Origin of the sequence: Nonomuraea sp. ATR24, from assembly GCF_041950485.1 — a bacterium.
Lineage (GTDB): Bacteria > Actinomycetota > Actinomycetes > Streptosporangiales > Streptosporangiaceae > Nonomuraea > Nonomuraea ceibae.
Map to the genome: position 1 here is coordinate 492341 of NZ_JBGNUU010000004.1, position 25102 is coordinate 517442.

27 protein-coding genes are annotated in these 25102 nt (G+C 72.4%); 9 read left to right on the forward strand and 18 right to left on the reverse strand.

The annotated features are described in order from the left end of the window. Positions 1-177 precede the first annotated feature (177 nt). The 3 genes from groL to ACBI99_RS13275 form a co-directional block, all read right to left on the reverse strand. Positions 178-1797, reverse strand: a complete 1620-nt coding sequence (groL, locus tag ACBI99_RS13265) for a chaperonin GroEL (protein WP_219500502.1) — start codon at positions 1795-1797, stop codon at positions 178-180. 73 nt (positions 1798-1870) lie between these two features. After that, a complete protein-coding gene (gene groES, locus ACBI99_RS13270; protein WP_197093639.1) occupies positions 1871-2185 on the reverse strand; it encodes a co-chaperone GroES in 315 nt (104 codons plus the stop codon). A 171-nt stretch (positions 2186-2356) separates the two neighbouring features. Beyond that, the gene (locus tag ACBI99_RS13275) at positions 2357-3241 is read right to left on the reverse strand and encodes an NAD-dependent epimerase/dehydratase family protein (protein WP_375072392.1); all 885 of its coding nucleotides are present in this window, start codon (positions 3239-3241) and stop codon (positions 2357-2359) included. A gap of 71 nt (positions 3242-3312) precedes the next feature. Here ACBI99_RS13275 and ACBI99_RS13280 point away from each other — a divergent pair, with 71 nt between their 5' ends. The 3 genes from ACBI99_RS13280 (at position 3313) to ACBI99_RS13290 (ending at position 6864) form a co-directional block, all read left to right on the forward strand. Beyond that, a complete protein-coding gene (locus ACBI99_RS13280; RefSeq protein WP_375072393.1) occupies positions 3313-3810 on the forward strand; it encodes a MarR family winged helix-turn-helix transcriptional regulator in 498 nt (165 codons plus the stop codon). A 33-nt stretch (positions 3811-3843) separates the two neighbouring features. Further along, positions 3844-5016 (forward strand): class I SAM-dependent methyltransferase, encoded by a 1173-nt coding sequence (locus tag ACBI99_RS13285; protein ID WP_357591374.1) that lies wholly within the window; start codon positions 3844-3846, stop codon positions 5014-5016. A 195-nt stretch (positions 5017-5211) separates the two neighbouring features. Next, positions 5212-6864 carry a hypothetical protein gene (locus ACBI99_RS13290; protein WP_219500496.1) on the forward strand — a complete coding sequence of 551 codons (1653 nt, stop codon included), beginning with the start codon at positions 5212-5214 and terminating at the stop codon, positions 6862-6864. Positions 6865-6873: 9 nt separating this feature from the next. On the opposite strand, the gene ACBI99_RS13295 is transcribed toward ACBI99_RS13290, so the two are convergent. The 14 genes from ACBI99_RS13295 to ACBI99_RS13360 form a co-directional block, all read right to left on the reverse strand. After that, positions 6874-7746, reverse strand: coding sequence for a GntR family transcriptional regulator (locus ACBI99_RS13295; protein ID WP_219500495.1), 873 nt, complete (start codon positions 7744-7746; stop codon positions 6874-6876). A 12-nt stretch (positions 7747-7758) separates the two neighbouring features. Continuing rightward, positions 7759-9021, reverse strand: coding sequence for a carotenoid oxygenase family protein (locus ACBI99_RS13300; protein ID WP_375072394.1), 1263 nt, complete (start codon positions 9019-9021; stop codon positions 7759-7761). A gap of 75 nt (positions 9022-9096) precedes the next feature. After that, entirely contained in the window at positions 9097-10128 is a 1032-nt protein-coding gene (tsaD, locus tag ACBI99_RS13305) for a tRNA (adenosine(37)-N6)-threonylcarbamoyltransferase complex transferase subunit TsaD (protein ID WP_364173720.1), read from the reverse strand. After that, positions 10121-10567 (reverse strand): ribosomal protein S18-alanine N-acetyltransferase, encoded by a 447-nt coding sequence (gene rimI, locus ACBI99_RS13310; RefSeq protein WP_372455340.1) that lies wholly within the window; start codon positions 10565-10567, stop codon positions 10121-10123. Before rimI ends, tsaD begins: the two co-directional genes overlap by 8 nt. Beyond that, a complete protein-coding gene (gene tsaB, locus ACBI99_RS13315; protein WP_219500488.1) occupies positions 10564-11202 on the reverse strand; it encodes a tRNA (adenosine(37)-N6)-threonylcarbamoyltransferase complex dimerization subunit type 1 TsaB in 639 nt (212 codons plus the stop codon). Before tsaB ends, rimI begins: the two co-directional genes overlap by 4 nt. 65 nt (positions 11203-11267) lie before the next feature. Then, positions 11268-12197, reverse strand: a complete 930-nt coding sequence (locus tag ACBI99_RS13320) for a phosphotransferase (protein ID WP_375072395.1) — start codon at positions 12195-12197, stop codon at positions 11268-11270. A gap of 35 nt (positions 12198-12232) precedes the next feature. Then, positions 12233-12769, reverse strand: a complete 537-nt coding sequence (locus ACBI99_RS13325; protein ID WP_219500485.1) for a class F sortase — start codon at positions 12767-12769, stop codon at positions 12233-12235. Positions 12770-12771: 2 nt separating this feature from the next. Then, positions 12772-13356, reverse strand: coding sequence for a hypothetical protein (locus ACBI99_RS13330; RefSeq protein WP_375072396.1), 585 nt, complete (start codon positions 13354-13356; stop codon positions 12772-12774). Between the two features lie 274 nt (positions 13357-13630). Next, positions 13631-14092 carry a tRNA (adenosine(37)-N6)-threonylcarbamoyltransferase complex ATPase subunit type 1 TsaE gene (gene tsaE / locus ACBI99_RS13335; protein WP_308125610.1) on the reverse strand — a complete coding sequence of 154 codons (462 nt, stop codon included), beginning with the start codon at positions 14090-14092 and terminating at the stop codon, positions 13631-13633. Continuing rightward, positions 14089-15138: an alpha/beta hydrolase gene (locus ACBI99_RS13340; RefSeq protein WP_219500480.1), complete on the reverse strand. Its 1050-nt coding sequence runs from the start codon at positions 15136-15138 to the stop codon at positions 14089-14091. The genes tsaE and ACBI99_RS13340 overlap by 4 nt, the downstream gene beginning before the upstream one ends. A 5-nt stretch (positions 15139-15143) precedes the next feature. Beyond that, positions 15144-16277, reverse strand: a complete 1134-nt coding sequence (gene alr, locus ACBI99_RS13345; RefSeq protein ID WP_219500478.1) for an alanine racemase — start codon at positions 16275-16277, stop codon at positions 15144-15146. Between the two features lie 4 nt (positions 16278-16281). After that, a complete protein-coding gene (locus tag ACBI99_RS13350) occupies positions 16282-17748 on the reverse strand; it encodes an NAD(P)H-hydrate dehydratase (RefSeq protein ID WP_375072397.1) in 1467 nt (488 codons plus the stop codon). Between the two features lie 4 nt (positions 17749-17752). Then, complete coding sequence (locus ACBI99_RS13355) at positions 17753-18103, reverse strand: holo-ACP synthase (RefSeq protein WP_219500474.1); 351 nt, start codon at positions 18101-18103, stop codon at positions 17753-17755. Between the two features lie 14 nt (positions 18104-18117). Then, entirely contained in the window at positions 18118-19521 is a 1404-nt protein-coding gene (locus ACBI99_RS13360; protein ID WP_364173737.1) for an alkaline phosphatase PhoX, read from the reverse strand. A 128-nt stretch (positions 19522-19649) separates the two neighbouring features. Here ACBI99_RS13360 and coaA point away from each other — a divergent pair, with 128 nt between their 5' ends. Beyond that, positions 19650-20567, forward strand: a complete 918-nt coding sequence (coaA, locus tag ACBI99_RS13365) for a type I pantothenate kinase (protein ID WP_219500472.1) — start codon at positions 19650-19652, stop codon at positions 20565-20567. On the opposite strand, the gene ACBI99_RS13370 is transcribed toward coaA, so the two are convergent. After that, on the reverse strand, positions 20539-20673 hold the full coding sequence (locus ACBI99_RS13370; protein WP_281426775.1) for a hypothetical protein: 135 nt from the start codon (positions 20671-20673) through the stop codon (positions 20539-20541). The genes coaA and ACBI99_RS13370 overlap by 29 nt on opposite strands. 62 nt (positions 20674-20735) lie before the next feature. Here ACBI99_RS13370 and ACBI99_RS13375 point away from each other — a divergent pair, with 62 nt between their 5' ends. Genes ACBI99_RS13375 through ACBI99_RS13395 form a run of 5 tightly spaced genes read left to right on the forward strand, consistent with a single transcriptional unit; the run spans position 20736 to position 25085 of the window. After that, the gene (locus tag ACBI99_RS13375; RefSeq protein ID WP_357591386.1) at positions 20736-21692 is read left to right on the forward strand and encodes a DUF389 domain-containing protein; all 957 of its coding nucleotides are present in this window, start codon (positions 20736-20738) and stop codon (positions 21690-21692) included. A 10-nt stretch (positions 21693-21702) separates the two neighbouring features. Further along, entirely contained in the window at positions 21703-22611 is a 909-nt protein-coding gene (locus tag ACBI99_RS13380) for an ABC transporter ATP-binding protein (protein ID WP_219500467.1), read from the forward strand. Further along, positions 22604-23458, forward strand: coding sequence for an ABC transporter permease (locus ACBI99_RS13385; protein ID WP_357591388.1), 855 nt, complete (start codon positions 22604-22606; stop codon positions 23456-23458). The genes ACBI99_RS13380 and ACBI99_RS13385 overlap by 8 nt, the downstream gene beginning before the upstream one ends. Further along, positions 23455-24369, forward strand: a complete 915-nt coding sequence (locus ACBI99_RS13390; RefSeq protein ID WP_357591390.1) for an ABC transporter ATP-binding protein — start codon at positions 23455-23457, stop codon at positions 24367-24369. Before ACBI99_RS13385 ends, ACBI99_RS13390 begins: the two co-directional genes overlap by 4 nt. Beyond that, positions 24369-25085 carry an ABC transporter permease subunit gene (locus ACBI99_RS13395; protein WP_219500461.1) on the forward strand — a complete coding sequence of 239 codons (717 nt, stop codon included), beginning with the start codon at positions 24369-24371 and terminating at the stop codon, positions 25083-25085. The genes ACBI99_RS13390 and ACBI99_RS13395 overlap by 1 nt, the downstream gene beginning before the upstream one ends. The last annotated feature ends 17 nt before the right edge of the window (positions 25086-25102 follow it).

Here is a 25102-nt window from a genome sequence, read left to right on the forward strand (position 1 = left end):
ATTGTTTCACGTTATAAGCCAAATGGCACGACATTCGTCAGACCACGGACGCTTAACCCGCACTCCAGGTTTACTCAGATAAACAATATTTCACAGAAAAATGTGACATAGCGCTACAAACAACGAAACGGCCCGCACCGGAATCCCGGTGCGGGCCGAAGCGCGTTACAGCGAACCCTAGTGGCCGTGCCCGTGGCCGTGACCCTGGCCGCCGGCCGGGGCCTCCTCCTCGGGCTTGTCCACCACGAGGGCCTCGGTGGTCAGCAGCATGCCCGCGATCGACGCCGCGTTCTGCACCGCCGAGCGAGTGACCTTGACCGGGTCGTTGACGCCCTGCGCGAGCAGGTCGCCGTACTCGCCGGTGGCCGCGTTGAGGCCGTGGCCCGCAGGCAGCTCCGCCACCTTGTGGGTGACGACGTAGCCCTCCAGGCCGGCGTTCTCGGCGATCCAGCGGGCCGGCTCGACCAGCGCGCGGCGCACGATGTTGACACCGGTCGCCTCGTCGCCCGTCAGGCCGAGGTCGTCGAGGTCCTTGGAGACGTGGATCAGCGCGGAGCCGCCGCCGGAGACGATGCCCTCCTCGATCGCGGCGCGCGTCGCGGAGATCGCGTCCTCGAGGCGGTGCTTCTTCTCCTTGAGCTCCACCTCGGTGGCCGCGCCGACGCGCAGCACGCACACGCCGCCCGCGAGCTTGGCCAGGCGCTCCTGGAGCTTCTCGCGGTCCCAGTCGGAGTCGGACTGCTCGATGGCGAGCTTGATCTCCTTGACCCGGTCCTCGATCGCGGCAGGGTCGCCGGCGCCGTCGACGATGGTCGTGGCGTCCTTGGTGACGACGATGCGGCGGGCGGTGCCGAGCACCTCCAGGCCGACGTTCTCCAGCTTGAGGCCGACCTCCTCGCTGACGACCTGGCCGCCGGTGAGGATGGCCATGTCCTGCAGCATCGCCTTGCGGCGGTCGCCGAAGCCCGGAGCCTTGACGGCGACGGAGGTGAAGGTGCCGCGGATCTTGTTGGTGACCAGGACGGCCAGGGCCTCGCCCTCGACGTCCTCGGCGACCACGAGCAGCGGCTTCTTCGTCTGGGCGATCTGCTCCAGCAGCGGCAGGAAGTCCGCGATGGAGGAGACCTTGCCCTGGGTGAGCAGGATGTAGGCGTCCTCCAGGACGGACTCCATCCGCTCGGAGTCGGTCACCATGTAGGCCGACAGGTAACCCTTGTCGAACTGCAGGCCCTCGGTGAACTCGAGCTCCATGCCCATGGCGTTGGACTCTTCGACGGTCAGCACGCCGTCCTTGCCGACCTTGTCGAACGCCTCGGCGATCAGGTCACCGATCTTGGCGTCCTGGGCGGAGATCGTCGCCACGTCGGCGATGGCCTTCTTGTCCTCGACCGGGATGGCCGAGGCGAGCAGCCTGTCGCTGACGTCCTTGGCGGCCTTGTCGATGCCGCGCTTGAGCGACAGCGGCGAGGCGCCGGCCGCCACGTTGCGCAGGCCCTCGCGGACCATGGCCTGGGCCAGGACGGTCGCGGTGGTGGTGCCGTCACCCGCGATGTCGTTGGTCTTGGTGGCAACTTCCTTGGCGAGCTGGGCGCCGAGGTTCTCGTAACGGTCCTCCAGCTCGACCTCGCGAGCGATGGTGACACCGTCGTTGGTGATCGTCGGAGCACCGAACTTCTTGTCGATGACGACGTTGCGGCCACGCGGGCCGAGGGTAACCTTCACGGCGTCCGCGAGGGCGTTGACTCCGCGCTCAAGCGCGCGGCGGGCGTCCTCGTCGAACTCCAGAATCTTCGCCATTTTGCTGAAAGTCCTCTCCTAGCGTCGAAAGCCCCGGCCGCCTTGGGAGCGCCCGGGGCCCGACACGACCGGCTTACTTCTCGATGATCGCGAGAACGTCGCGGGCGGAGAGCACGAGGTACTCCTCGCCGCCGTACTTGACCTCGGTGCCGCCGTACTTGCTGTAGAGGACGATGTCGCCCTCGGAGACGTCGAGCGGAATCCGCTTGTCGCCGTCCTCGTCCCAGTTGCCCGGGCCCACCGCGAGGACCTTGCCCTCCTGCGGCTTCTCCTTGGCGGTGTCCGGGATGACCAGGCCGGAAGCGGTGGTCTGCTCTGCCTCAAGCGGCTGAACCACGATGCGGTCGCCGAGCGGCTTAACGGGAACCTTGGTGGCGGTCGTCACGATCGGACCTCCCCTTCAGATTTGAATGATCAGAAGAGGCGACCAGCGGGGCCTGCCGTCGCGGGTGCCAGACCTGCCTCGTCGCACAGTTGGCACTCTCAAGGGGAGAGTGCCAACAGGAAACATATGCAAGAGGGGCTTGACAGTCAACACGAACGCGTCAGCTCTGGGCGATCAGGCGTAGGAGCCTTCCGCCAGGTCGGCCACGATCCCGGCCCGGCCGGGGTTCCAGCCCAGGGCCGCCCGGGTGCGCGACGCGCCGATGCGCTGGCTGAGCGCGAGGGCCTGGGCGAATCCCTCGCCCAGCACTCCGGCGGCCTCCGCGAGCGGCCACGGCTCCGCGACGGCGCCCACACCGGCCGCCACACCGGCCGCCTCGGCGACGGCGTCCACGGGCACGCCCTCCTCGGCGATGGCGTGGTAGATCCGCGCCTCCCCCTTCTCCACGACCGCGACGAGCAGGTCCGCCAGGTCGTCCACGTGCACGGCCGTCCAGGCGGGCACTCCCCCGGCGGTCACGTACACGCCCTTATCGCGCCGGGCCGCCTGCTCGCGCAGCAGCGCGGGGATGCCGCCGCCCCGGCCGTGGACGACGCCCGGCCGGACCACCGCCCCGCCGCCGTCGAGCACGAGCCGCTCGACCTGGTCGCGGTAGGCGACCAGCGGGACGGGGTCGGCCGGGCTCTCCTCGTCCCCGCCGTCCACCTCGCCGAGCACCCAGACCCCGCTCACGTACGTCACCCGCTTCCCGGAGGCGGCGAGCGCGCCGACGGAGGCCAGGTCGGTCTCCCGGTCGCCGGTCAGCTCGGCGGCGTGCACCACGGCGTCGACGTCGGCGGTCAGCGCGGCGGCGACCGACGCCGGGTCCGCCAGGTCGCCGTGGCGCTCGTCGGCCGCCCCGGGCACCCGCCTGCTCCCGTCGGCCGACGGCCGCACCAGCGCCGCGACCTCGTGGCCGCGCTCGATCAGCCGCTCGACCAGCACTCCGCCGATGTAGCCCGTCGCGCCCAGCACCAGCACCTTCATGTCTTCCACCTCGAACACTTCGACGTTGAACACTTCGACACTCCGGAAAACTAGCGCGGCTCCCCAGAAATTTCAACGTCGAAATTTTTGATATCGTCGGGCGTATGGAAGACGCCGTCGACGTGATCCTCGGACAGTGGGCGCGGGCCTGCCCCGGCCTGGACGCCTCGCCCATGGGCGTCGTCGGCCGGGTCTCCCGCCTGTCGCGCCTGCTCGAACGCGGCGTGAAGGAGTTCCTGGCCGGGCGCGGCCTGGAGCCCTGGGAGTTCGACATGCTGGCCACGCTGCTGCGCAGCGGCGAGAGCCACACCATGTGCATGAAGGACCTGTCCTCCTCCGCCATGGTCAGCCCCGGCGCGCTCACCAACCGCATGGACCGCCTGGTCGAGCGCGGCCTGGTCGACCGCCGGCCTGCGCCGGGAAACCGCCGCATGATCCTGGTCTCGCTCACTCCCGAGGGGCTGCGCCTGGTCGACGACGTGCTGGAGGGGCACCTCGACAACGAGCGCGACCTGCTGGCCGGGCTCGACGACGACGAGCGCGCCGCCCTGGCCGGGCTGCTGCGCAAGCTGCTCGTCTCCCTGCACGACACCGATCTCTGAGCCGGCCCGCCGCGTGCACTACCGTCGTACGTCGTGGACCTGGACGCCTTCACCGAGCTGCTGACACCGCGCGGCCTGCGGGCGCTGGCCGAGGCGGAGGAGCTCGCCGGCGCCGACCCGGTCGCGGCGGCCACCCGGCTGCGCCGCACCTACGACGCCGCCCTGACCTCGGCGGCGCTCACCCAGGCGGGGCTGCGCGAGCGGGCTGCCGCCAAGTTCGGCGCCGACGCGGCGCGCATGTTCTTCACCCCGCACGGCCTCGAACAGTCCACCCGCGCCGAGGTCGCCGAGCACCGGGCCCGCCGCCTGGCCGAGTGCGGCGCCGGGCCGCGCGTCGCCGACGCCTGCTGCGGCATCGGCGGCGACTTCCTGGCGCTGGCCCGCGCCGGTCGCACGGTCGAGGCCGTCGACGCCGACCCGCTGACCGCCGCCGTCGCCCGCGCCAACGCCGACGCGCTCGGCCTAGGGGAGCGCGTCACCGTGCGGGTGGCCGACGCCGCGACCGTGCGGCCCGAGGACCACGACGTGCTGTTCGCCGACCCGGCCAGGCGCGGCTCGCGGGGCCGCACGTTCGACCCGATGTCCTACTCGCCGCCCTGGCCCGTCGTCCTCGACCTGCTCTCCCGGGCGCGCCTGGCCTGCCTCAAGGTCGCCCCCGGCATCCCGTACGAGTTCATCCCCGCGCAGGCGCAGGCCGAGTGGGTCTCGTACAAGGGCGAGGTGAAGGAGGCCGCGCTCTGGACGGGCGCCGGCGAGCCCGGGCGGCGGGCGACGCTCCTGCCGGGCGGTCACACGCTGACCGCCACCGGGGTCGAGGCCGGCACCGGGCCGGTGGGGCGCTATGTGTACGAGCCGGACGGGGCCGCGGTGCGGGCGCATCTGGTGGGCGAGGTGGCCGAGCTGGTGGGCGGGTGGCTGGCCGACCCGATGATCGCCTACATCTCGGGGGACGAGCCGGTCGACACGCCGTGGGCCGCGCGGTACGAGGTGGTCGAGACGCTGCCGTTCTCGCTCAAACGGCTCAGAGCGGCGCTGCGGGCACGCCGCGTCGGAAATGTCACCATTAAAAAGCGCGGATCGGCTGTGGATATCGAGCGGCTGCGCGGCGACCTCCGGCTTTCCGGTGAAGAATCCGCCGTCGTCATTCTGACGAGGATTATGGATAAACCATCCGTTCTGATCTGCCGCCCGTCACGACCTGCGTGAATGACAAATCTGGACGATTCCATCATAAGAGCGATCTTCTCCTTCGCCGATGACGGACCTTGATCGAAAGGCTAAGGTAGCCGGGCGGGAGTTCTCCCCCCTATTGCGGTGAGCCGCGTTCTCCTTCTTTCACTTGCACATCGGACCCAACCCCACCGCCACGCGGCAGACCGTCGACAGCGAAGGAGCCTTTCGGTGGACCATTCCAACCACACCACCACCCTTCTGCAGGCAGGCGGCCAGACCGCCATCTCCGACAGGATGCGGGAGCTGCTGGCGCGTGCCGCCCAGGATCACGTGTACGAACAGCGCACGCAGGGAGCCGTCCTCGACGAGATCCGGCAGCGGCTGGAGGGCATGGAATGGCTCCTCCGCGAGGTGCGCGAGCGTGAGCTCGGCGGGCTGAGCGGCACCCTGGAGACCGTCTCCGGACGGCTCGACGACATCGCCGCCAAACCGCCCATGTGGGCCGAAGGGCTGGCCCAGCACGTCGAGGCGGTGCGCGACCACGTCGACGCCGTCGGCGAGCAGGTCGGCGGCGTCGACACCCGGGTGGACGCGGTCAGCCAGCGGGTCCACCCGATCCTGGAGCTGCCCAAGCTGCGCGCCGACCTCGGCACCGTGTCCGAGAGCGTCGAGGAGGCGCTGAGCCGGCTGCAGTCGGTGCTGGAGGTCACCGACGGGGTGACCCAGCGGATGGGCGAGGTCACCAGCAAGCTGGCGCAGGTCAGCGCCGGCATGGAGGTCGCCGCCGGGCGCTTCACCCGCATCGACAAGTCGCTGGCCGAGCTCCACTCGCGCACCGAGCGGGTCGAGGGCGTGATGCTCGACCTGTCCGACAGCCTCGACGAGCGCCTGGCCCTCGCCGCCCAGCAGCTCACCACCACGACCGAGCAGGTCACGGCCAAGGTCGACGCGCTGGAGGAGCGGCTGCTCGGCCGCCTCGACGACGCCGAGCAGCGGCTCGGCGGACGCTTCGACGGCGTCGACGGCCGGATCGACCGGGTCGACGGGCGGCTCGTCGCGATCGACTCGCGCCTGGAGAGCGTCGACGTGCGCTTCGAGAGCACCGACGAGACGCTGGCCGGGATCGAGGGCCGCCTGCAGAGCCTCGACGGCCGCGCCGCCGCCACCGACACGCGCCTCGACGGCTTCGGCACCCGCCTGGCCTCCGTCGACGGCCGCCTCAGCTCGATGAACGGAGAGCTCACCGGCCACGCCGCCCGCTTCGACGCCCTCGCGCAGAGCCTCACCGGCCACGACAAGCGCCTCGACGCCCTCACCGACCGCCTCCACGGCCACGACGGCCACTTCGACACCCTGGCCAAGCAGCTCGGCGGCCACGACGAGCGCTTCGACCGCCTCGACAGCCGGCTCGGCGAGCACGACGAGCACTTCGACGCGCTCGCCGAGCGCCTCGGCGGCCAGGGCGACCGGTTCGACGCGCTGGCCGAGCGCCTGGCCGCGGCCGAGGAGCACCTGGTCACCCGGGTCGACGGCCTCGACGCCCACCTCAGCGGCCTCACCACCCGCTCCGAGCAGGCCAGCGAGGCCTTGGAGAGCGTCGGCGAGACCATCGGCAGGCTCCCGGCCGCGCTGGCCATCGACGAGCGCATCGGCGAGCTGCTCGACACCCACCGCGACGAGCACCTGCGGCGGCTGACCGAGGCCGCGACGTCGCTCACCGAGGTCGTCCGCTCCCGCCCCGACCGCGACGCGCTGGCCGAGACGGTCTCCGGCATCGTCGAGCCCGCCACAGCCGACCTCAACAAGCGCCTGGGAGCCCTGGAGGAGACCATGCTGGCCCTGGCCGAGGCCCTGCTGCGGCCGACCCGCGCCAAGGACTGACGCGGCCGCTCAGCGCCGCGGCGTGATGACGGTCGACAGCCCGTCCAGCACCCGTTCGAGACCGAACGCGAAGATCGTCTCCAGGTCGATCGCCACCCTGGGGTCGGTCACCTGCTTGATGAGCCGTCCCTCGACCGTCAGGCGCCGCGACATCCACTGCGTGCTGGTCAGCCCGGTGTCACGCTCGGCGTCGGTCTCGCTCTCGATGTTGACCGCCGTGCCGCGCACGTAGTTGACCAGGGTGGCGTAGACGAGCAGCCGCGTGTCGGCGGGCAGCCCGAGGTCGTCCAGCGCCCGCAGCGACCACTGGGCGTAGGCCACCATGCCGGGCAGCACGATCGGCCTGGTGACCGACACCACCCGGGGCAGCCACGGGTGACGCTGGTAGGCCGCCCACTGCAACCGGGCGGCCACCCGCAGGTGGGAGCGCCAGCCCGGCGGCGGCTCGGGATAGTCGATCTCGGCGAACGCCGCGTCGGCCATCAGCCGGGCCAGCTCGCCCTTCGACTCGACGTGGCGGTAGAGCGACATCGTCGCCACGCCGAGCCGGGAGCCGACCGAGCGCATGGACAGCGAGGCCAGCCCGTCGACGTCGGCGATCTCGATGGCGGCGCGGACGATCCGGTCGCGTTCGAGCGTCTCGGCGGAGCGCCTGGGGGCGGCCTGGGCGGCGACCACGGAGCCCACCCGGGGCGCCGACTCGATGACGCCCGCCTGCTTGAGCGCGGTCAGCGCCTTGGTGGCGGTCGCCATCGCCACGCCCCACTCCCGCATGATCGCCCGGGTCGTGGGGACCGGATCACCGGGTCGCAGCTCGCCCTCGGCGACGCGCCGCTCGATGTCGGCGACGATCCGCTGGTAGGGCGGACGGGGGTCGGTCACGATCCAACAGTGTCACACGGGCTCGGGCAGCCAGCTGCCGTGCAGCCCGAGCGGCACCCGTACGGGAAGGTGGATCCTGGCGACGGGGGCGCCGGTGAAGTCCTGCGCCGACAGGATCACCAGGTCGCTCGCGCCGCGCTCCGGGTCGGACACGTACGTGAGCAGGTACCCGTCGTCCTCGCCGGTCCCCGTGGCGGCGAACACGGCCTCCCCGACCGACTCGCCCCGGCCGAAGCCGTGCACCTCGGTGGTGCCGCGGTCCAGGTCGTGCTTGACCAGGGCGTTGGTGAAGGCGTCGTCGGGAGGCGCGCCCGCGGGCGTGAACGGGATGCCGTACAGGTCCGTGGCCGCCGCGTAGCCGTAGCGGTGGCGGCGGGAGGTGCGTGACTCGTTCAGGCGCGGGAAGTCCTGCGGCCGGTCGTCGAGGCGCCGCTGGACGACCCGGCCGGTCTCGATCGTCCACCGGTCCAGGGCGGGGCGGATGCCGCCGGGGTCGGCCGGGTCGAACGGCCCGTCGGCGGTGACCAGGTCCACGACGATCGCGCCGCCGTCCTCGTAGGCGTTGAGCGTGTGGCTGACGTGCACCGGATCGATCTCCAGCCAGCGCACCTCGCCGCCGGCGCGCGGCATGACGCCCACCCGGGTGGGGTGCCCGGGCAGCCAGCGGCACTCGAACCCGTCGAACCCGAGCGGCGTGTCCCACAGGACGACGTGGTTCTCGGTGAGCGCGAAGTCGTGCATGAACGGCGTCCGCGTGAGCGGGATCGACGTGCTCGCCACCACGGCGGCGTCGGGGCCGGTCACGATGTACTGCACGAAGCTCTGGCCCACCTGGTACGACAGCGAGTGCAGCGCGCCGGTGAGCGGGTCGTGCTTGGAGTGGGCGCCGGCCGTGAAGCCCTCGGGGGTGCCGCCGAGCGCGCACACGCCCACCGTGCCGAGCTCGGCGTCCAGCTCGGCCGGCGGCAGCCCGCCCTCCGCCAGCGCGAACGTGCGGGCGGCGTGCTCGATCACGTGCACCATCGGCCCGTGGCCGGGCGTGCGGACCCAGCGGTTGCGGTACCACTCGGCCCGGCCGTCGCGCAGCCGCACCCCGTGCACCATGCCCTGGCCCATGCCCCAGATGTGCACGGCGGGGTCCTCGATGCCCAGCGGGTTGGGGCCGTTGCGCAGGTAGCGGCCGTTGAGCTCGGCCGGCACGCGCCCGGTGACCGGCAGGTCGTAGGCCGTGACTTCCTCGGTGACGGGCGCGAACGGGCCCTCTGTGTACTTCATGCTGACAACGTACGCAGAGGGCCCGGAAAAGCCTTCCCAGCAGGGGAAATTCCCCCGAGTTGCACTAGTGCAGCCTCACACGTGGACGGTGGTGATCGGCAGCGAGGAGTCGGCCGGGATCTCCAGCGTCGACGGCGTCACCCCGGCCGCCACCAGGTCGGAGCCGAGCGCGGCGACCATGGCGCCGTTGTCGGTGCACAGGCCGGGCCGGGGCACCCGCAGCCGGACGCCCGCCGCGTCGCACCGCTCCTGGGCCAGCGCGCGCAACCGTGAGTTGGCCGCCACGCCGCCGCCGATGAGCAGGTCGTGCACCTCGTACTTCTTGCACGCCTGAAGCGCCTTGCGGGTGAGCACGTCGACCACGGCCTCCTGGAAGGAGGCGGCCACGTCGGGCACGTGGATGCGCTCGCCGGACGACTCGCGGGCCTCCACCCAGCGGGCGACGGCGGTCTTGAGCCCGGAGAAGGAGAAGTCGAGCGTGCCGTCGTCCATCTTGCCGCGCGGGAAGGCGACGGCGGTGCCGGAGCCGTCGCGGGCGGCCCGGTCGATGTGCGGCCCGCCGGGGAACGGCAGCCCGAGCACCCGCGCCACCTTGTCGAACGCCTCGCCCGCCGCGTCGTCGACGGTCGAGCCGAGCGAGATCACGTCCTCGGCCACGTCGGGCACCAGCAGCAGCGAGGAGTGGCCGCCGGAGACGAGCAGGGCGATGCACGGCTTGGGCAGCGGCCCGTGTTCGAGCTGGTCGACGGCGACGTGCGCGGCCAGGTGGTTGACGCCGTAGAGGGGCACGCCGAGGCCGAGCGCGTAGGACTTGGCGGCGGCGACGCCGACGAGCAGCGCCCCGGCCAGCCCCGGTCCGGCGGTGACGGCGATGGCGTCGATGTCGGAGAACTTCAGCCCGGCGGCGGACAGCGCGGCCTCGACCGTCGGCGTCATGGCCTCCAGGTGCGCCCGCGAGGCCACCTCCGGCACCACGCCGCCGAAGCGGGCGTGCTCGTCCATGCTGGAGGCGATGGTGTTGGCCAGCAGCGTGTGGCCTCTGACGATGCCGATGCCGGTCTCGTCGCAGGACGTCTCGATGCCCAGGACCAGGGGTGCGTCAGCCATCCAGCTTCCTTCTCATCATGATCGCGTCGGTGCCGTCCTCGTAGTAGCGGCGGCGGGTGCCGATCTCCTCGAACCCGAAGTGCGTGTAGACGCCGCGGGCGACCGGGTTGTCCTCGCGCACCTCCAGGAAGATCTCCCTGGCTCCCCTGCGGCCGGCCTCCTGCAGCAGGGCGGAGAGCATGGCGCCGCCGACGCCGGTGCCGCGGTGGGTGTCGAGCACCGCGATCGTCTGCACGTCGGCCTGGTCGGCGGCGACGGCGAGCCCGGCGTAGCCGACGATCTGCTCCTCGACCAGGGCCACCACGTAGTGGCGGGTGCGCGGCTGGTCGGCCAGCTCGCCGCGCATCATGCCCTCGCTCCACGCGTCGCGCGGGAACGTGGCCCGCTCGATCGCCATGACCGCCGGCAGGTCGGCCTCGGTCATCTGCCGCAGCTTCACGCCGTCACCTTCTTGGGCGCCCCGGGCACCACGGCGTCGGGGCGGCGCAGGTAGATCGGGCGCGGCGGGTCGAGCGGGGCGCCCGCCGCGATCCGCTCGGCCGCGAGCGCGGCCAGGAACCCGGCGTACGGATAGGCGGGGGCGACGGCGGGGCCCAGGACGTCGCGGTAGAGCTCGGCCCCAGCCACCGGCAGCCCCTCGACGGGCACGTCGGCGGGCCGGTCGACGTGCGGGCCGTCGACCCTCGTGCGGCGGTCGGAGTAGCGGGCCCAGAAGACCTCCTTGCGCCGCGCGTCGGTGGCGACCAGGAACGGCTCCTCCAGCCCGGACCCGTAGGCGACGGCGTCGAGCGTGCAGATGCCGTGGGCGGGCACGCCGAGGGTGGTCGCCAGGCCCTGCGCGGTCATCAGCCCGACGCGCAGGCCCGTGTAGGGGCCGGGGCCGCTGCCCGCGACGACGGCCGTGACGTCGCGCAGCGCGACCCCCGCCTCGGCGAGGACGCGCTCGACGGTGGGCACGAGCAACTCGCCGTGGCGGCGCGCGTCGATCGTGGTGGATTCGGCGAGCACCCGCTGCCCGTCGTGAAGGGCGGCGGTGACGGCGGGCGTCGCGGTGTCAAAGGCCAGGACCAGCACGACTGCTTAGCCTACCGGCCCGACAGGTCAGACCCGGCCGCTCCGCCGATTCGGCTGCCGGTGCTTCAGGACCAGCCGGTCCGCTGTCTGAGCCATTCCAGCGCCACCACGCCCTGGGCCCGCTGGAAGGCGCGCAGGGTCGGCAGGCCGGGCGGCGCCGGCTGGCGGGACTGCCGGACGAAGAAGCCGGTGAGGGCGGTGACGGCCTTGGTGACGTCCGGGTCGGGGTCGGGCAGCAGCTCGTGCGGCGGCGGCCCGCCCTGCATGCCGACCGACGGCAGCATCGCCACCCGGTCGTACCAGGCGGCGGCCCGCGACGCCCACGGCCAGTCGACGACGTGGACGCGCCCGTCCGAGATGAGCACGTTGTCGGCCCGCAGGTCGCAGTGGGCCAGCGTGTCGCCCGCCGCCGCCTCGGCCCAGCCGGACTCCAGCTCGGCCAGCGCCGGCAGGTGGCGCAGCGCCCACGGGTCGAGCCCGGTGGTGTCCTCGCCGAGCAGCCTGCGCCAGCCCTGGAAGGACGGCCCCATGACCTCCCCGATCGGCGGCACGTCCACCGGTGACGGCGTGAGCGCGGCCGACATCCGCTCGACGGCGTCGAGCACCAGGTCCAGCTCGTCGCGCCGCCACGGCATGGCCGGGTGGCGGCCCTCGACGTCCTCGAACGCCATCGCCACCCACCCGTCGAGCTCGAACGCGTCGAGCAGCCGGGGCGCCGGCACCGAGGCGGGCAGGGCGGCGGCGACCCGGGCCTCGGCCCGGTAGATGCGCACCGCCTCGGCGTTCGGCTCGGGGCCGACGGCCTTGACGAAGGCCCGGCGGCCGTTGGCGGCGCGCAGCCGCACGGCGGCGGCCGGGGAGAAGCCGCCCTCCTGGGTGACCGCCTCGGCGACGGGCGCGCCGAGCAGTTTCTCGACCGCCTCGCGGACGCCCGGGTGCACCTCGGACCAGGGCACCCGGGAGCCGGACGCGGGCGGGCTGGTGTCCACGCTCATGCCCTCCATCGTCACAGAGGGGCGCAACCGCTTTTTCAGGCCTCGCTGGCGTACACGATGATGTTGTCCAGGTACTCGCCCTTGGCGTAGTCGAACTTGCCGCCGCAGGTGACGAGCTTGAGCCCGTCCTCGACGTAGACCTTGCGCAGCGGGAAGTCGTCCTTGTGCACCTGCTCGATCGCGGTGACCTTGTACTCGACGACCTTGCCGTCGCTGCGTTCGACCTTGACCGTCTCGCCCTTGCGGACCTGGCGGAGCTTGTAGAAGACGGCCGGCGAGGTCTTGGTGTCGACGTGGCCGACGATGACGGAGGCGCCCTTCTCGCCCGGCACGGCGCTGCCGGTGTACCAGCCGGCGACCTTGGGCTTCTCGTACGGCGGCAGCTCGACCTCGCCGTCCTTGAGCCCGAGCTTCATCAGCGGCGCCTCGACGTCGATCGAGGGGATGTCGATGCTGCGGGGCACCACGCCGGCCGCCGTCTCCTCGGGGGCGGACTGCATGTTCTTGCCGAAGGCGACCAGCACGAGGCCGGTCACGGCGCCCGCGAGGACGACCCGTCCCGAACGCGCCATCTTCAGGACCGGCGGCGCTTGACCGCGATCCCGATCCCGGCAGCGGCGGCGACGCCGAGCGCCAGGCCCACGGGCACGAGCGGGATCGACGAGCCCTCGTCGACGTCCTTGCCGAAGGTGCCGCCGCCGCCGGCCCTGGGGGCCTTGGTGGGCACGTCGTCGGGCAGCGGCTCGGGCGCGCGGACGCGCAGCGTGGCCCGGCCGACGTGGTTGGTGCCGTCGCACTTGACGTCGACCCGGTAGGAGCCGCGCCGGACGGTGCCGTTGACCTGTGCCTGGCCGCGCACCCAGGCGCCGCCAGCCCGGGCGCCGGTCGGCGAGGGCGAGGAGGTCGCGGCGTCGGCCGGGTTGAGCGTGACGCCGCTGACGAACGCCCGGGACGTCGCGGTGCCGCTGTGGGCGGGGCCGCCGGTGGGCTCGGGGCAGTTGGCCAGCACCCACACGGTCGAGGTCTCGCCCGCGGTGACGCGGTCGGGGTTGAGCTGGACCAGGATGGACGGCCGGGTGGCCGCCGGGCTCGCCGTCGAACTGGTGGTGGCGGTGGGCGCCGCCGTGGGGCTGCCAGTGGGACTGCCGGTGGGACTCACTGTCGGGGAGGCCGACCCCGACGGCGGTGTTTGCGCCTCCGCCGAACAACCGGCGAGGCCGATCATGAGGATGGCTCCCGCGTACGCGACCTGGCTGACCCTGAGCACCGCCGCACCCCACTCCGCCGTCTTTCACCAAGCATCCACCAGTTTTCGTGGATGCCGCCCCTCCTGATACCCAGAATTTCTGGGCCAACCCTTACCAATGATCATGTTTCATGTCATCGGCGTGATACGTCAAGGGTGACAGGATCACCGGGGCATGGCGGTGGTTTTACTCTTGTGCCCCTTCAGACGGCGTGTCGTCGGCCCAGCGGGCGCCGACGCCGCGCAGGGTGACCAGGCGGGCCTCGTCACCCGCCTCGCGGTCGATGTGGATCTCCAGCCGGTCGTCGGACAGCCCCTCGACCAGCCCCTCGCCCCACTCGACGACGGTCACCGAGTCTTCCAGCGAGGCGTCGAGGTCGAGGTCGTCCACCTCCAGGTCGCCGCCGAGCCGGTAGGCGTCGACGTGGACCAGCGGCGGCCCGCCGGCCAGCGACGGGTGGACGCGGGCGATGACGAACGTGGGCGAGGTGATCGGCCCGCGCACCTTCAGGCCCTCGCCGATGCCCTGCACCAGCGTGGTCTTGCCGGCGCCGAGCGGCCCCGACAGGACCACCAGGTCGCCGGGCCGCAGCCGGGCGGCCAGCCGGGCGCCGAACGCGCGCATCTCCTCGGCGGTCGGCAGCCTCACAGCGCCACCCTCTTGATCAGGTCGCGCAGCGCGTCGTTGACCACGCCGGGCCGCTCGAGCTGGAGCAGGTGCGAGGTGTCGGGCACCTCGGTGAGCTGGGCCTTGGGCAGCGCCTCGGCCATCGCCCGGCTGTGGTCCGGCGGGGTCAGCCAGTCCTTGTCCCCCACCATGATCGCGGTGGGCACGGGGTCGAGGACGTGCAGCGCGGACAGCTTGTCGTGGTCCATCAGCGCCGGGTAGAAGTCGGCGACCACCTCGGTCGGCGTGCCCCGGATCATGGACTCGGCGAAGTCGACCACGGTCGGGCTGACGTTCTTGGAGTCGCCGAAGCCCATGTAGCGGGTCATGAGGAAGGCGATGTCGCTGCCCGCGTGGCGGGTGCGGTCGATGAACGAGCCGCGGCGGCCCAGCATCGACACGGTCGTGGGGGCCAGCTTGTGCACGACCTTGGAGGCCAGCGCGGGCAGGCCCAGGGTCAGCTCGGCGAGCTTGCCGGCCGAGGTGGACAGCAGGGCCACGCCGCGCACCTTGTCGCCGAACAGCTCGGGGCGGCTGTCGGCCAGCGCCATGATCGTCATGCCGCCCATGGAGTGGCCGACGAGCACGCAGGGGCCGGGCACGTACTGCTCGATGACCTCGGCCAGGTCCTGGCCGAGCCGGTCGATCGTGCTGTCGTCGGCCGCGCCGCGCTGGGAGCGGCCGTGGGAGCGCTGGTCCCACAGCACCATGCGGTGCTGCTCGCGCAGCTCGCGGCGCTGGTAGTGCCACGACTCCAGGCTGAGGCAGTAGCCGTGGCAGAAGACGAGGGTGAGCGGCGCGTCGTCGGGGCCGTCGACCTCGACGTGCAGCGCCCTGCCGTCGGAGGTGATCAGCGTGTGCTCGCGCCCGCGCAGCTCGCCGAACGGCTCGCTCGCCTCGGTGTCGGGGCGCAGCCGGATGCGGCCGACCGCGTAGCGCTTGGCCATGGCGGCCGCGGCGATCCCCGCGGAGGCGGCGCCGACGAGCGCGCCCGCGATGCCGACCTTCCGCCGTGTTGTCGTCGTCATGTCCCTCAGCCTTCGTACACCCTCGGCACCCGAGCGCCGATCCTCGTCACGATCTCATGAGTGATCGTGCCGAGGGTATCGGCCCACTCCTGGGCGGTCGGCTCGCCCTGACCGCCCGGCCCGAACAGGATGACCTCGTCGCCCGCGGCCAGCGGGTCGTCACCCACGTCGATCATGAACTGGTCCATGCACACCCGACCGGCCACCAGCCTGCGACGGCCTCCCGCCAGCACCTCGGCCCGCCCCGTCGCGTGCCGCAGGATTCCGTCGGCGTACCCGAGCGGCACCAGGCCAAGCGTCGTCTCGCGATCCGTGATGTAAAGGTGTCCGTAGGACACTCCGGAGTCCTCAGGGACGCGTTTGGCGAGGGCGATGCGGGCCGTCAGCGTCATCGCCGGGGTGAGCCCGAAGTCGCCCGCCTCCGGGATCGGGCTCAGCCCGTACATGGCGATGCCGGGCCTGACCAGGTCGTAGTGGGTCCGGGGCAGGGTCAGGATGGCGGCGGAGTTGGCCAGGTGCCTGATCACGTGGGAGCCGCCGGCCCCGGCCTGCTCGGCCAGCTTCAGCGCCGTCTCGAACGTGTCGATCTGCGCCTCGATCGAGGAGTGGCCCGGGATGTCGGAGCAGGCGAAGTGCGACCACAGCCCGGTGACCTCGACGGCGCCCTCGGCCTGCAGCGCGACCGCCCTGGCCACCAGGGCGGGCCAGGCGGCGAGCGGGGCGCCGCCGCGGCTCATGCCGGTGTCGGCCTCCAGGTGGACGCGGGCGGTGACGCCGGTGCGGCGGGCGGCGGCGGCGATCTCGTCGAGCAGCTCCTCACTCGCGGCCGACAGCTCGACGTCGGCCCGCAGCGCCTCGTCCAGGGGCTCGCCGGGGGTGAGGAGCCAGGCCAGCACGGGGGCGGTGACGCCGCCCTCGCGCAGCGCGAGCGCCTCCCTGACGAACGCGGTGCCGAGCCGGCTCGCGCCGCCCTCCAGCGCGGCCCGCGAGGCGGGCACCAGGCCGTGCCCGTAGGCGTCGGCCTTGACGGCCCCCATGAGCTCCGCGCCTGAGGCGCGGTCCTTGAGCAGGGCCACGTTATGCCTGATCGCGGCGAGGTCGACGCGCGCCTGCGCGGGGGTCGCCGTCCGGGAGTCCATACCTCTAGTTTGGCAGCTCGTCCCGATGGTCGAGCGCGATTTCCCTGATGGCCGACGGCACCGCGTCCGCCACGTCGGCGGCGGTCAGCGGCGCGCCGCCCGCGGCCCGGCGTCCGGCGAGCCCGTGCAGGCAGGCGCCGCACGCTCCGGCGTCGGCGCTGCTCAATCCCTGGGCGAGCAGCGCCCCGGCGATGCCGGACAGGACGTCGCCGGTGCCTCCGGTGGCCAGCCAGGGGGTGCCCGTCGTGTTGACGCGGGCCGCGCCGCCCGGCTCGGCCACCACCGTGGTGGAGCCCTTGAGCAGCACGGTCACGCCCAGCTCGGCGGCGGCCCGGCGGGCGTGCGCCAGCCGGTCGGCCTCGATCTCCTCCCGCGCGGCCCCGGTCAGGCGCGCCAGCTCGCCGGCGTGCGGGGTGACGAGCACGGGCGCGGCTCGGCGCAGCAGCCCCGGCTCCTTGGCCACGAGGGTCAGGCCGTCGGCGTCGACCAGGACCGGCACGTCCGAGGCGAGCACCCGGGTGGCCAGCTCGCGGGCCCAGCCGCCGGTGCCGAGCCCCGGCCCGAGCACCCACGCCTGCACCCGCCCGACGCGGTCGATCGACGGCTCGGCCAGCTCGGTGATGACCGCCTCCGGCCAGCGCGCCCGCACCTGGTCCGCGGGCCCGGCGGGACCGGCGTAGCGGACCATGCCCGCGCCCGCCCGCAGCGCCCCGCCGACGGCGAGCACCGCCGCGCCCGTGTAGAGGTCGCTGCCGGCCGCGACGCCGACGACGCCCCTGCGGTACTTGTCGGACTCCGCGCCCGGCCTCGGCAGCAGCTCGCGCACGTCGTCGCGGGTCAGCGCCGTCACGTCCGGCTCCGGCAGCCAGGGGCCGAGCCCGATGTCGACCAGCTCGACCCGCCCGGCGTGCCCGGCCCCGGGATCGACGAGCAACCCCGTCTTGTACGCGCCCATCGTCACGGTCAGGTGCGCGCGCACGGCGGCGCCCGCCACCCGCCCGCTGCTCGCGTCCACGCCGCTGGGCACGTCGACGGCCACGACCAGCCCGGGGCCCGCCCCCGCCCGGTCCGCGAGCGCGGCGTACGGCTCCCGGAGCGCGCCGGTGGCCCCGATGCCGACCAGGCCGTCGACGACCAGGTCGGCCCGGTCCAGCGCGGCGGCGTCGCCGATCCGCCCGCCCGCGTCGCGGAAGGCCGCCAGCCCGGCCTCGTGGGTGCGCGACCCGGCGAGCACCGCCTCTACCGCGGCCCCGCGCCTGGCGAGCGCCGCCCCCGCGTACAGGGCGTCGCCGCCGTTGTCGCCGCTGCCCACGAGCAGCACGACGCGGCTGCCGTACACGCCGCCGAGCAGGCCCGCGCACGCGGCGGCGAGGCCGGCGGCGGCGCGGAGCATGAGCGTGCCGCCGGGCAGGCGGGCCATGAGCTCCTGTTCGGCGGCCCTGATCTGGTCGGCGGTGTAGGCGGTGATCATCACGTCATCCTTCGGCGATCACGTAGGCGATGGCGATGCCGCCGTCGTGGCTGAGCGAGACGTGCCAGCGCTTGACGCCGAGGCCGTAGGCGACCTCGGCCACCTTGCCGCTGACGTACAGCTCGGGCTTGCCGTGGGGGTCGCAGCGCACCTCTGCCTCCCGGTGGCCGAGCCCGGGGGGCGCGCCCAGCGCCTTGGCCACGGCCTCCTTGGCGGCGAACCTGGCCGCCAGCGAGTGGACGGCGAGCGGCTGCTCGACCTCGGTGAACAGCCGCTCGCGCAGCGCGGGGGTGCGCTTGAGCGTGGCCTCGAAACGCGCGATGTCGACGACGTCGACCCCGATGCCCAGGATCATGGGGCCCAGGCTATCTAGAAGTCGCCGCGCTGCCAGGGACCCCAGATGGCGAACGAGCGGCCCCGCTTGGACTGGACGTTCACGTACAGGGTGTGGCCGCCGGGGCCGAAGGCGGAGCCGGCGAACTCCGCGCCCGCGTCGCCCGGGATGGGGGCCAGGCGGCAGAAGTCGAAGATCTTCCCGGCTCTGGTGAGGCCGCGCAGGTAGTTGTCGCCGTCGCCGTCCTCGCACAGGACCAGCGTGCCGCGCCTGCTGACGGTCACGTTGTCCGGCAGGTCCAGGGTGGCCGCGCGGGGCGACTGGTAGACGAGCCGGAGCCGGCCGCTCCACGTCTCGTAAGCCCACACCTGGCCGCGGCCCCGGCCGAAGCCGTCGGGCGGCGTCTCGCCGGGCGCGGGGTCGCCGCCCTGGGTGGAGACGAAGTAGACGATGCCCTGGTGGAAGACGGCGCCTTCGAGCCTGGAGAAGATCGCCGCGCCCGCCGCCCGGCCCTGCCTGCCGACCGCCTGCACGGCGACGTCGTTGGACGGCCTGCCGGTGAACGCGGGGTCGGGGTCGTCGATGTCCACCCAGGTGGTGGCGAAGGCCGCGCCGGGCTCCTGCCCGGTGGACAGGTCGGCGCGCGGCCGGTCGGCGACGGCGAGCATCTGGAGCTTGCCGCCGTCGAGCAGCCGCCCCTCGCGCATCGGATGCCGGGGCGGCACGTAGCGGTAGAAGCCGGACGGGAAGCCGAAGTTGTCCTCGGTCAGGTAGAGCGTGCCGGTGGCCGGGTCGAAGGCCGCCGACTCGTGCGCGAACCGCCCGGCGGCCCTGATCGGCCTGGCCCGCGAGACGCCCTTGAGCGGCACCTCGAAGAGATAGCCGTGCTTCTCGGTCAGCCGGGAGTTGTCGCCGCCGGTGAAGTCGTCGCCCACGTCGGGCCCGTTGACGGTCTCCTCGCAGCTCACCCAGGCGCCCCAGGGCATCGGGCCGCCCGAGCAGTTCATCATCGTGCCGGTCAGCGACGGCCTGCTCTCGGCCACCTCGCCGTAGCGGCTGACCCGCAGCGTCGCCGTGCCGCCGCCCGCCATCGGGTCGTACGCGAGCCGCTCGTCGCCGAACGCGCCGACGGGGCCGTTGACCTCGTGGTTGCGCACCAGGATCGCGCTGCCGCGCGGCCCGGGGAACGCGGCCATCCCGTCGTGCCTGCCGGGCACCGTGCTGCCGTCGGAGAACTTCTCCCCGGCCGCGTTGAACGAGCGGTAGCGGAACCCCTCGGGCAGGTGCAGCCGCACCTCGCCGTCGCGCTGGTCGGCGACGGGGACGAGCCGCCCGTAACCGGGCGCGGGGGCGGCGCCGCCGCGCTGCCCCGCGCAGGCCACGCCGGCGAACGGCCCGGCGGCCAGGACGGCCCGGGTCAGGAAGCCGCGTCGGTCCATGCGAACTCGGTCCATGCGAAAACCCTCTTCATTCCCCGAACTGAGTATCGGTAATCCCCCGATTTTGTCCACAGGCTGTGGATACCCCGGCCGGAACCGCATTCTGACACCATCGCTACGCTGCCAGGGTGAACAACGGTTACGTTGAACTGAGCAGGGAGCAGTGGAGCGAGCTCCGCAAGAACACGCCCTTGACTCTCACGGCGGACGAGCTCGAAGAGCTGCGAGGCGTCGACGACCCCATCGACCTCGCCGAGGTCACCGACATCTACCTGCCGCTGACGCGGCTGCTGAACCTGCACTTCACCGGTTCGCAGCAGCGCAGCAGCGTGCTGAGCGCGTTCCTCGGGCGACCGGGCGGGCGGATGCCGTACATCCTCGGCATCGCGGGCAGCGTCGCGGTCGGCAAGTCGACGACGGCGCGACTGCTGCACACGCTGCTCGCCCGCTGGCCCGAACACCCCCACGTGGAGCTGATCACCACCGACAGCTTCCTCTACCCCAACGCGGTGCTGGAGTCCAAGGGCATCATGCACCGCAAGGGCTTCCCCGAGAGCTACGACCGCAGGGCGCTGGTGCGGTTCGTGGCCGAGGTCAAGGCGGGCGCGGCCGAGGTGAACGCACCGGTCTACAGCCACCTGGAGTACGACATCGTCCCCGGCGCCCGCCAGACCGTGCAGAACCCCGACATCCTGATCATCGAGGGGCTCAACGTCCTCCAGCCCGCCCCGCCCACCTCACTCGCCGTCAACGACTACTTCGACTTCTCCATCTACGTGGACGCCAAGGTCGAGGACATCCGCACCTGGTACGTCGACCGGTTCCACAAGCTGCGCCGCACCGCGTTCGAGGACCCCAAGTCCTACTTCCGGCACATCGCCGAGCTGTCCTACGAAGAGGCCACCGAATTCGCGGTCAACGTCTGGCGCGACATCAACGAACGCAACCTCGTCGAGAACATCGCCCCCACCCGCGGCCGCGCCGACCTCGTCCTGCACAAGGGTGCCGACCACTCCGTCAGGCGGGTACGGCTTCGCCGGACCTGAACACCTCGTCGAACAGGTAACTCGCGAACCGCCCCGAACAGCCCAGGTCGTCGATGTCCGCGAACCAGCACTCCTCGCCGTGGTCATGACATGTCAACATCCGCATGAAGTCAGCCTGCCTGATCACGTTCAACGGAACGTCAACGTCGGATGGACGACAATGGCCGGGTGCTCCATCTGCGTCTGATCAGCCCGGCCGACCGCACCGGCGAGGTGCTGGAGGTGCTCGACGACTGCGCCGGCGTCACCAACGTCGCGGTCCTGCCGGGCGCCGCCCACCGGCCGCCCGGCGACCTGGTGCTGTGCGACCTCGCGCGCGAGTCGGCCAACGAGGTCATCGGCCGGCTCGAATGGCTCAAGGACGAGGGCTCGATCGCGGCCGAGCAGCTCGACATGGCCCTGTCCAGGGCCGCCGAGGAAGCCGTCGAGGAGGCGCCGGGCGACCCCGACGACGCGGTGGTGTGGGAGGACCTGGCCCAGAAGGTGCACGCGGACTCCCGCATCACCTGGGCGTACCTGGCCTTCCTCGGCATCGCCACGCAGCTCGCGGGCATCGCCGTGCTGCAGGACTCGGTCATCCTCATCGTCGGCGCGATGGTGCTCGGGCCGGAGTTCGGCGCGGTGGCCGCGATCTGCTTCGGGCTGCTGGGCGGCCGGCTGCACCTGATCATCGGGGCGTTCCGGACGCTGGTCGCCGGGTTCGCGTTCGCGATCGGGCTCACGTTCGCCTGCGCGTTCGTCTCGTACCGGCTCGGCTGGATCGGCCCGGAGAGCCTGCGGACGAACGTCGAGGTCGGCTTCATCGTCACGCCCGACCGCTGGTCGTTCATCGTGGCCGTGCTGGCCGGGGCCGCCGGGGTGCTGTCGGTCACGGCGGGCAAGTCGTCGGCGCTGATCGGCGTGTTCATCTCGGTCACCACCGTGCCCGCCGCCGGCTACATGGCGGTGGCGCTCGCCCTGGGCGAGTGGCGGGCGGTCGCCGGGTCGGTCTCGCAGCTCGCGCTGAACGTGCTCGGCATGGTCATCGCCGGCACCGCCACCCTGTGGGTCCAGCGGAAATTCTGGCCTCAGGTAGGACGCCGTTCATCCCCGGGGACGAGGCCCCGCGAGCACCTGGGCGGGTAGTGTCCCGGGCATGCACATCCTCGCCACCGAGGGGCTGACCAAACGCTTCCCCACCGTCACGGCGCTCGACCAGCTCACGGTCACCGTCGGAACCGGCGTCACCGGCCTCGTCGGGGCGAACGGCGCGGGCAAGTCGACGCTCATCAAGATCCTGCTCGGCCTGCTGCCCGCCTCCTCGGGGACCGCCCGGGTGCTCGACCTCGACGTGTCCACCCGGGGCGCCGACATCCGCAGGCTCGTGGGTTACATGCCCGAGCACGAGTGCCTGCCGCCCGACGTGTCGGCCACCGAGTTCGTGGTGCACATGGCGCGCATGTCCGGCCTGCCGCGCACGGCCGCCCGCGAGCGGGCCGCCGACGTGCTGCGCCACGTGGGCCTGGCCGAGGAGCGCTACCGCCCGATCGGCGGCTACTCGACCGGCATGAAGCAGCGGGTCAAGCTGGCCCAGGCGCTCGTCCACGACCCCAAGCTGATCTTCCTGGACGAGCCGACCAACGGCCTCGACCCGCGCGGCCGCGACGAGATGCTGGCGCTGATCAGGCGCATCGGCACCGAGTTCGGCATCAGCGTGCTGGTCACCTCACACCTGCTCGGCGAGCTTGAGCGGATCTGCGACCACGTGATCGTCATCGACGCCGGGCGGCTGCTGCGCTCCTCGGCGATCACCGAGTTCACCCAGGCGACCCGGACCGTCACGGTCGAGGTCGACGAGGGCACCGAGCCGCTGGCCGCCCGCTTGACCGAGCTCGGCCAGAAGGTCAGCCCGCACGGCCGCCTGCTGCTCGTCGAGGTGTCCGGCCCCGGCACCTACGACGCGATCCGCGACGCCGCCGTCGACCTCGACCTGTGCCTCATCCGGCTGGAGCAGGGCCGCCACCGCATCGAGGACGTCTTCCGGGAGGAGGCGGCCCATGTCTGAGATCTACGACATCGGCTATCGCCACTACGACGGCCCCCGCCTCGGCGGCGGCCACGCCACGCGGGCGCTGGCCGTCCACAGCCTGCGCGGCATCTACGGCCTCGGCCGCACCGCGCGCAGCAAGATCATGCCGTTCTCGCTGGCCACCATCATGCTGCTGCCCGCCGTCGTGTCCGTCGCCGTCATGGCGATGCTCGGCGAGCGCGCCATGACCTACAGCGGCTACGCCGTCATCATGCAGCCGATCGCGGCGATCTTCCTCGCCTCGCAGGCGCCCACCGCCGTCGCCCCCGACCTGCGCCACCGGGTGCTGCCGCTCTACCTGTCGCGCCCGATCACGGTCACCGCGTACGTGGGGGCCAAGGTCGCGGCCATGACCGGGGCGCTGTTCCTCATGCTCGCGGCGCCGCTGATCCTCATGTACGTGGGCGAGCTGGTCATCGACCTCGACGGGCCGCCGCAGACCAAGGAGTTCCTCGGCGCCCTGTCGATGGCCCTGGTGCTGGCGCTGCTGCTGGCCACGTTCGGCCTGGCACTGGCCTCGCTGACGCCCCGGCGCGGGCTCGGCGTCGCCTCGGTCATCGCCGTCTACCTGCTGTCCTTCGCCTCGGTCCCGCTCGTCTACACCGCGCTGGACATGTCGGGCTACCATTCGGCCGCCTCGTGGGCCTGGCTGATGAACCCGTTCTGGCTGGTCGACGCGGTGCAGGTGTGGCTGTTCGACACCCCGCCCAACGCCGACGGCGCCTACCCCGGCGGCCCGATGCCGGCCGTCATCGTGGTGGCGCTCATCGGCCTCGCCCTGGCGGTCCTGGCCGCCCGCTACCGGAAGGCCGCCTCGCGATGAAGATCGAGCTCGCGCAGGTGTCGCGCTGGTACGGCAACGTCGTCGCGGTCAACGACGTCACGATGACGATCGGGCCGGGGGTGACCGGGCTGCTCGGGCCCAACGGCGCCGGCAAGTCGACGCTGCTGCACATGATGGCCGGCTTCCTGGCGCCCTCCGGCGGCACGGTCACGCTGGACGGCCAGAACGTCTGGAAGAACCACCATATTTATCGAAATATCGGGTTAGTGCCCGAACGGGAGGGCGTCTACGGCTTCCTCACCGGCTGGCAGTTCGTCCTGTCCGCCGCCAAGCTCCACGGCCTGCCCGACCCCGCCCAAGCCGCCCGCAAGGCCCTGGCCACCGTCGAGATGGAGGCCCCCAAGGACCGCCGCGTCGAGACCTACTCCAAGGGCATGCGCCAGCGCGTCAAGGTCGCCGCCGCACTCGTCCACGACCCGGACGTGCTCCTGCTGGACGAGCCCTTCAACGGCATGGACCCGCGCCAGCGCATGCACCTGATGGACCTGATCCGCGCGATGGGCGCCGCCGGCAAGACGATCCTGTTCAGCTCCCACATCCTCGAAGAGGTCGAGCGGGTCGCCCAGCAGATCGAGGTCGTGGTCGCCGGCAGGCACGCCGCCTCCGGCAACTTCCGCGAGATCCGGCGCCTGATGACCGACCGGCCCCACCTGTTCAAGATCCGCTCCAGCGACGACCGCAGGCTGGCCGCGGCCCTCCTCCTCGACGACTCCACCGGCGGCGTCACGCTCGGCCCCGACGGGCTGGAGGTGCAGGCCACCGAGCTGCGGCGCTTCGCCCGCCTGCTCCCCCGCGTGGCCCGCGCCGAGGGCGTCCACCTCCAGCAGGTGTCACCCGCCGACGAGGACCTGGAGAGCGTCTTCTCCTACCTGATCACCAGGAGCACCTGATGAACACCGTGGTCGCAGGCATCACCTACCGGGCCCTGCTCGGCAGGCGGCGCATCATCCTGCTGCTCCTCCTGCCGCTCGCCCTCATCGGCCTGGCCGTGCTGCTCCGCGTCATCGGCAGCGACGACCAGCGCTCGGCCGTGCTGCTGATGGAGAAGTTCGCCATCGGCACCATGCTGCCGCTGCTCGGCCTCATCGCCGGCACCGGCGTCATCGCCCCCGAGATCGACGACGGCACCATCATCCACCTGCTGTCCAAGCCGATCTCCCGCCCGGCCATCACACGGACGAAGTTCCTGGTGGCGGCCTCGCTCCTGGCGCTGTTCGCCGCCGTGCCCACCTACGTCGCCGTCTGGCTCCTGGTCGGCAACGAGGACGGCCTCGCCCCCGGCTTCGCCCTCGGCGCCCTGGTCGCCGGCATCGCCTACGCCGCCGTCTTCCTGCTCCTGGGCATCGTCACCCGCCACGCGGTCACGATCGGCATCACCTACGCCCTCGTCTGGGAGAGCCTCGTCGGCGGCTTCGTCCCCGGCGCGCAGCAGTTCTCGATCCAGCGGTGGGCCCTGACCGTCGCCGACCAGCTCTCCGACTCGCCGTTCCTCACCACCCGGGTCACGTTCGGCTTCGCCGTCCCGGCCCTGGTCGTCGTCACCGTCGGCGCCGTCCTCTGGGCGGGCCACCGCCTGCGCGGCTTCGCCCTCACGGGCGACGAGTGACCGATCTCCGGGTACGG

What these genes read in the sequence shown, in the direction of transcription:
- ACBI99_RS13380 (WP_219500467.1), top strand. Translation starts at nt 21,703, where the DNA reads ATGCACATCCTCGCCACCGAGGGGCTGACCAAACGCTTCCCCACCGTC.
- alr (WP_219500478.1), bottom strand. Translation starts at nt 16,277, where the DNA reads ATGGACTCCCGGACGGCGACCCCCGCGCAGGCGCGCGTCGACCTCGCC.
- ACBI99_RS13395 (WP_219500461.1), top strand. Translation starts at nt 24,369, where the DNA reads ATGAACACCGTGGTCGCAGGCATCACCTACCGGGCCCTGCTCGGCAGG.
- ACBI99_RS13350 (WP_375072397.1), bottom strand. Translation starts at nt 17,748, where the DNA reads ATGATCACCGCCTACACCGCCGACCAGATCAGGGCCGCCGAACAGGAG.
- ACBI99_RS13300 (WP_375072394.1), bottom strand. Translation starts at nt 9,021, where the DNA reads ATGAAGTACACAGAGGGCCCGTTCGCGCCCGTCACCGAGGAAGTCACG.
- ACBI99_RS13385 (WP_357591388.1), top strand. Translation starts at nt 22,604, where the DNA reads ATGTCTGAGATCTACGACATCGGCTATCGCCACTACGACGGCCCCCGC.
- ACBI99_RS13360 (WP_364173737.1), bottom strand. Translation starts at nt 19,521, where the DNA reads ATGGACCGACGCGGCTTCCTGACCCGGGCCGTCCTGGCCGCCGGGCCG.
- tsaD (WP_364173720.1), bottom strand. Translation starts at nt 10,128, where the DNA reads ATGGCTGACGCACCCCTGGTCCTGGGCATCGAGACGTCCTGCGACGAG.
- ACBI99_RS13280 (WP_375072393.1), top strand. Translation starts at nt 3,313, where the DNA reads ATGGAAGACGCCGTCGACGTGATCCTCGGACAGTGGGCGCGGGCCTGC.
- ACBI99_RS13320 (WP_375072395.1), bottom strand. Translation starts at nt 12,197, where the DNA reads ATGAGCGTGGACACCAGCCCGCCCGCGTCCGGCTCCCGGGTGCCCTGG.
- ACBI99_RS13325 (WP_219500485.1), bottom strand. Translation starts at nt 12,769, where the DNA reads ATGGCGCGTTCGGGACGGGTCGTCCTCGCGGGCGCCGTGACCGGCCTC.
- ACBI99_RS13340 (WP_219500480.1), bottom strand. Translation starts at nt 15,138, where the DNA reads ATGACGACGACAACACGGCGGAAGGTCGGCATCGCGGGCGCGCTCGTC.
- groL (WP_219500502.1), bottom strand. Translation starts at nt 1,797, where the DNA reads ATGGCGAAGATTCTGGAGTTCGACGAGGACGCCCGCCGCGCGCTTGAG.
- ACBI99_RS13370 (WP_281426775.1), bottom strand. Translation starts at nt 20,673, where the DNA reads ATGCGGATGTTGACATGTCATGACCACGGCGAGGAGTGCTGGTTCGCG.
- ACBI99_RS13390 (WP_357591390.1), top strand. Translation starts at nt 23,455, where the DNA reads ATGAAGATCGAGCTCGCGCAGGTGTCGCGCTGGTACGGCAACGTCGTC.
- ACBI99_RS13355 (WP_219500474.1), bottom strand. Translation starts at nt 18,103, where the DNA reads ATGATCCTGGGCATCGGGGTCGACGTCGTCGACATCGCGCGTTTCGAG.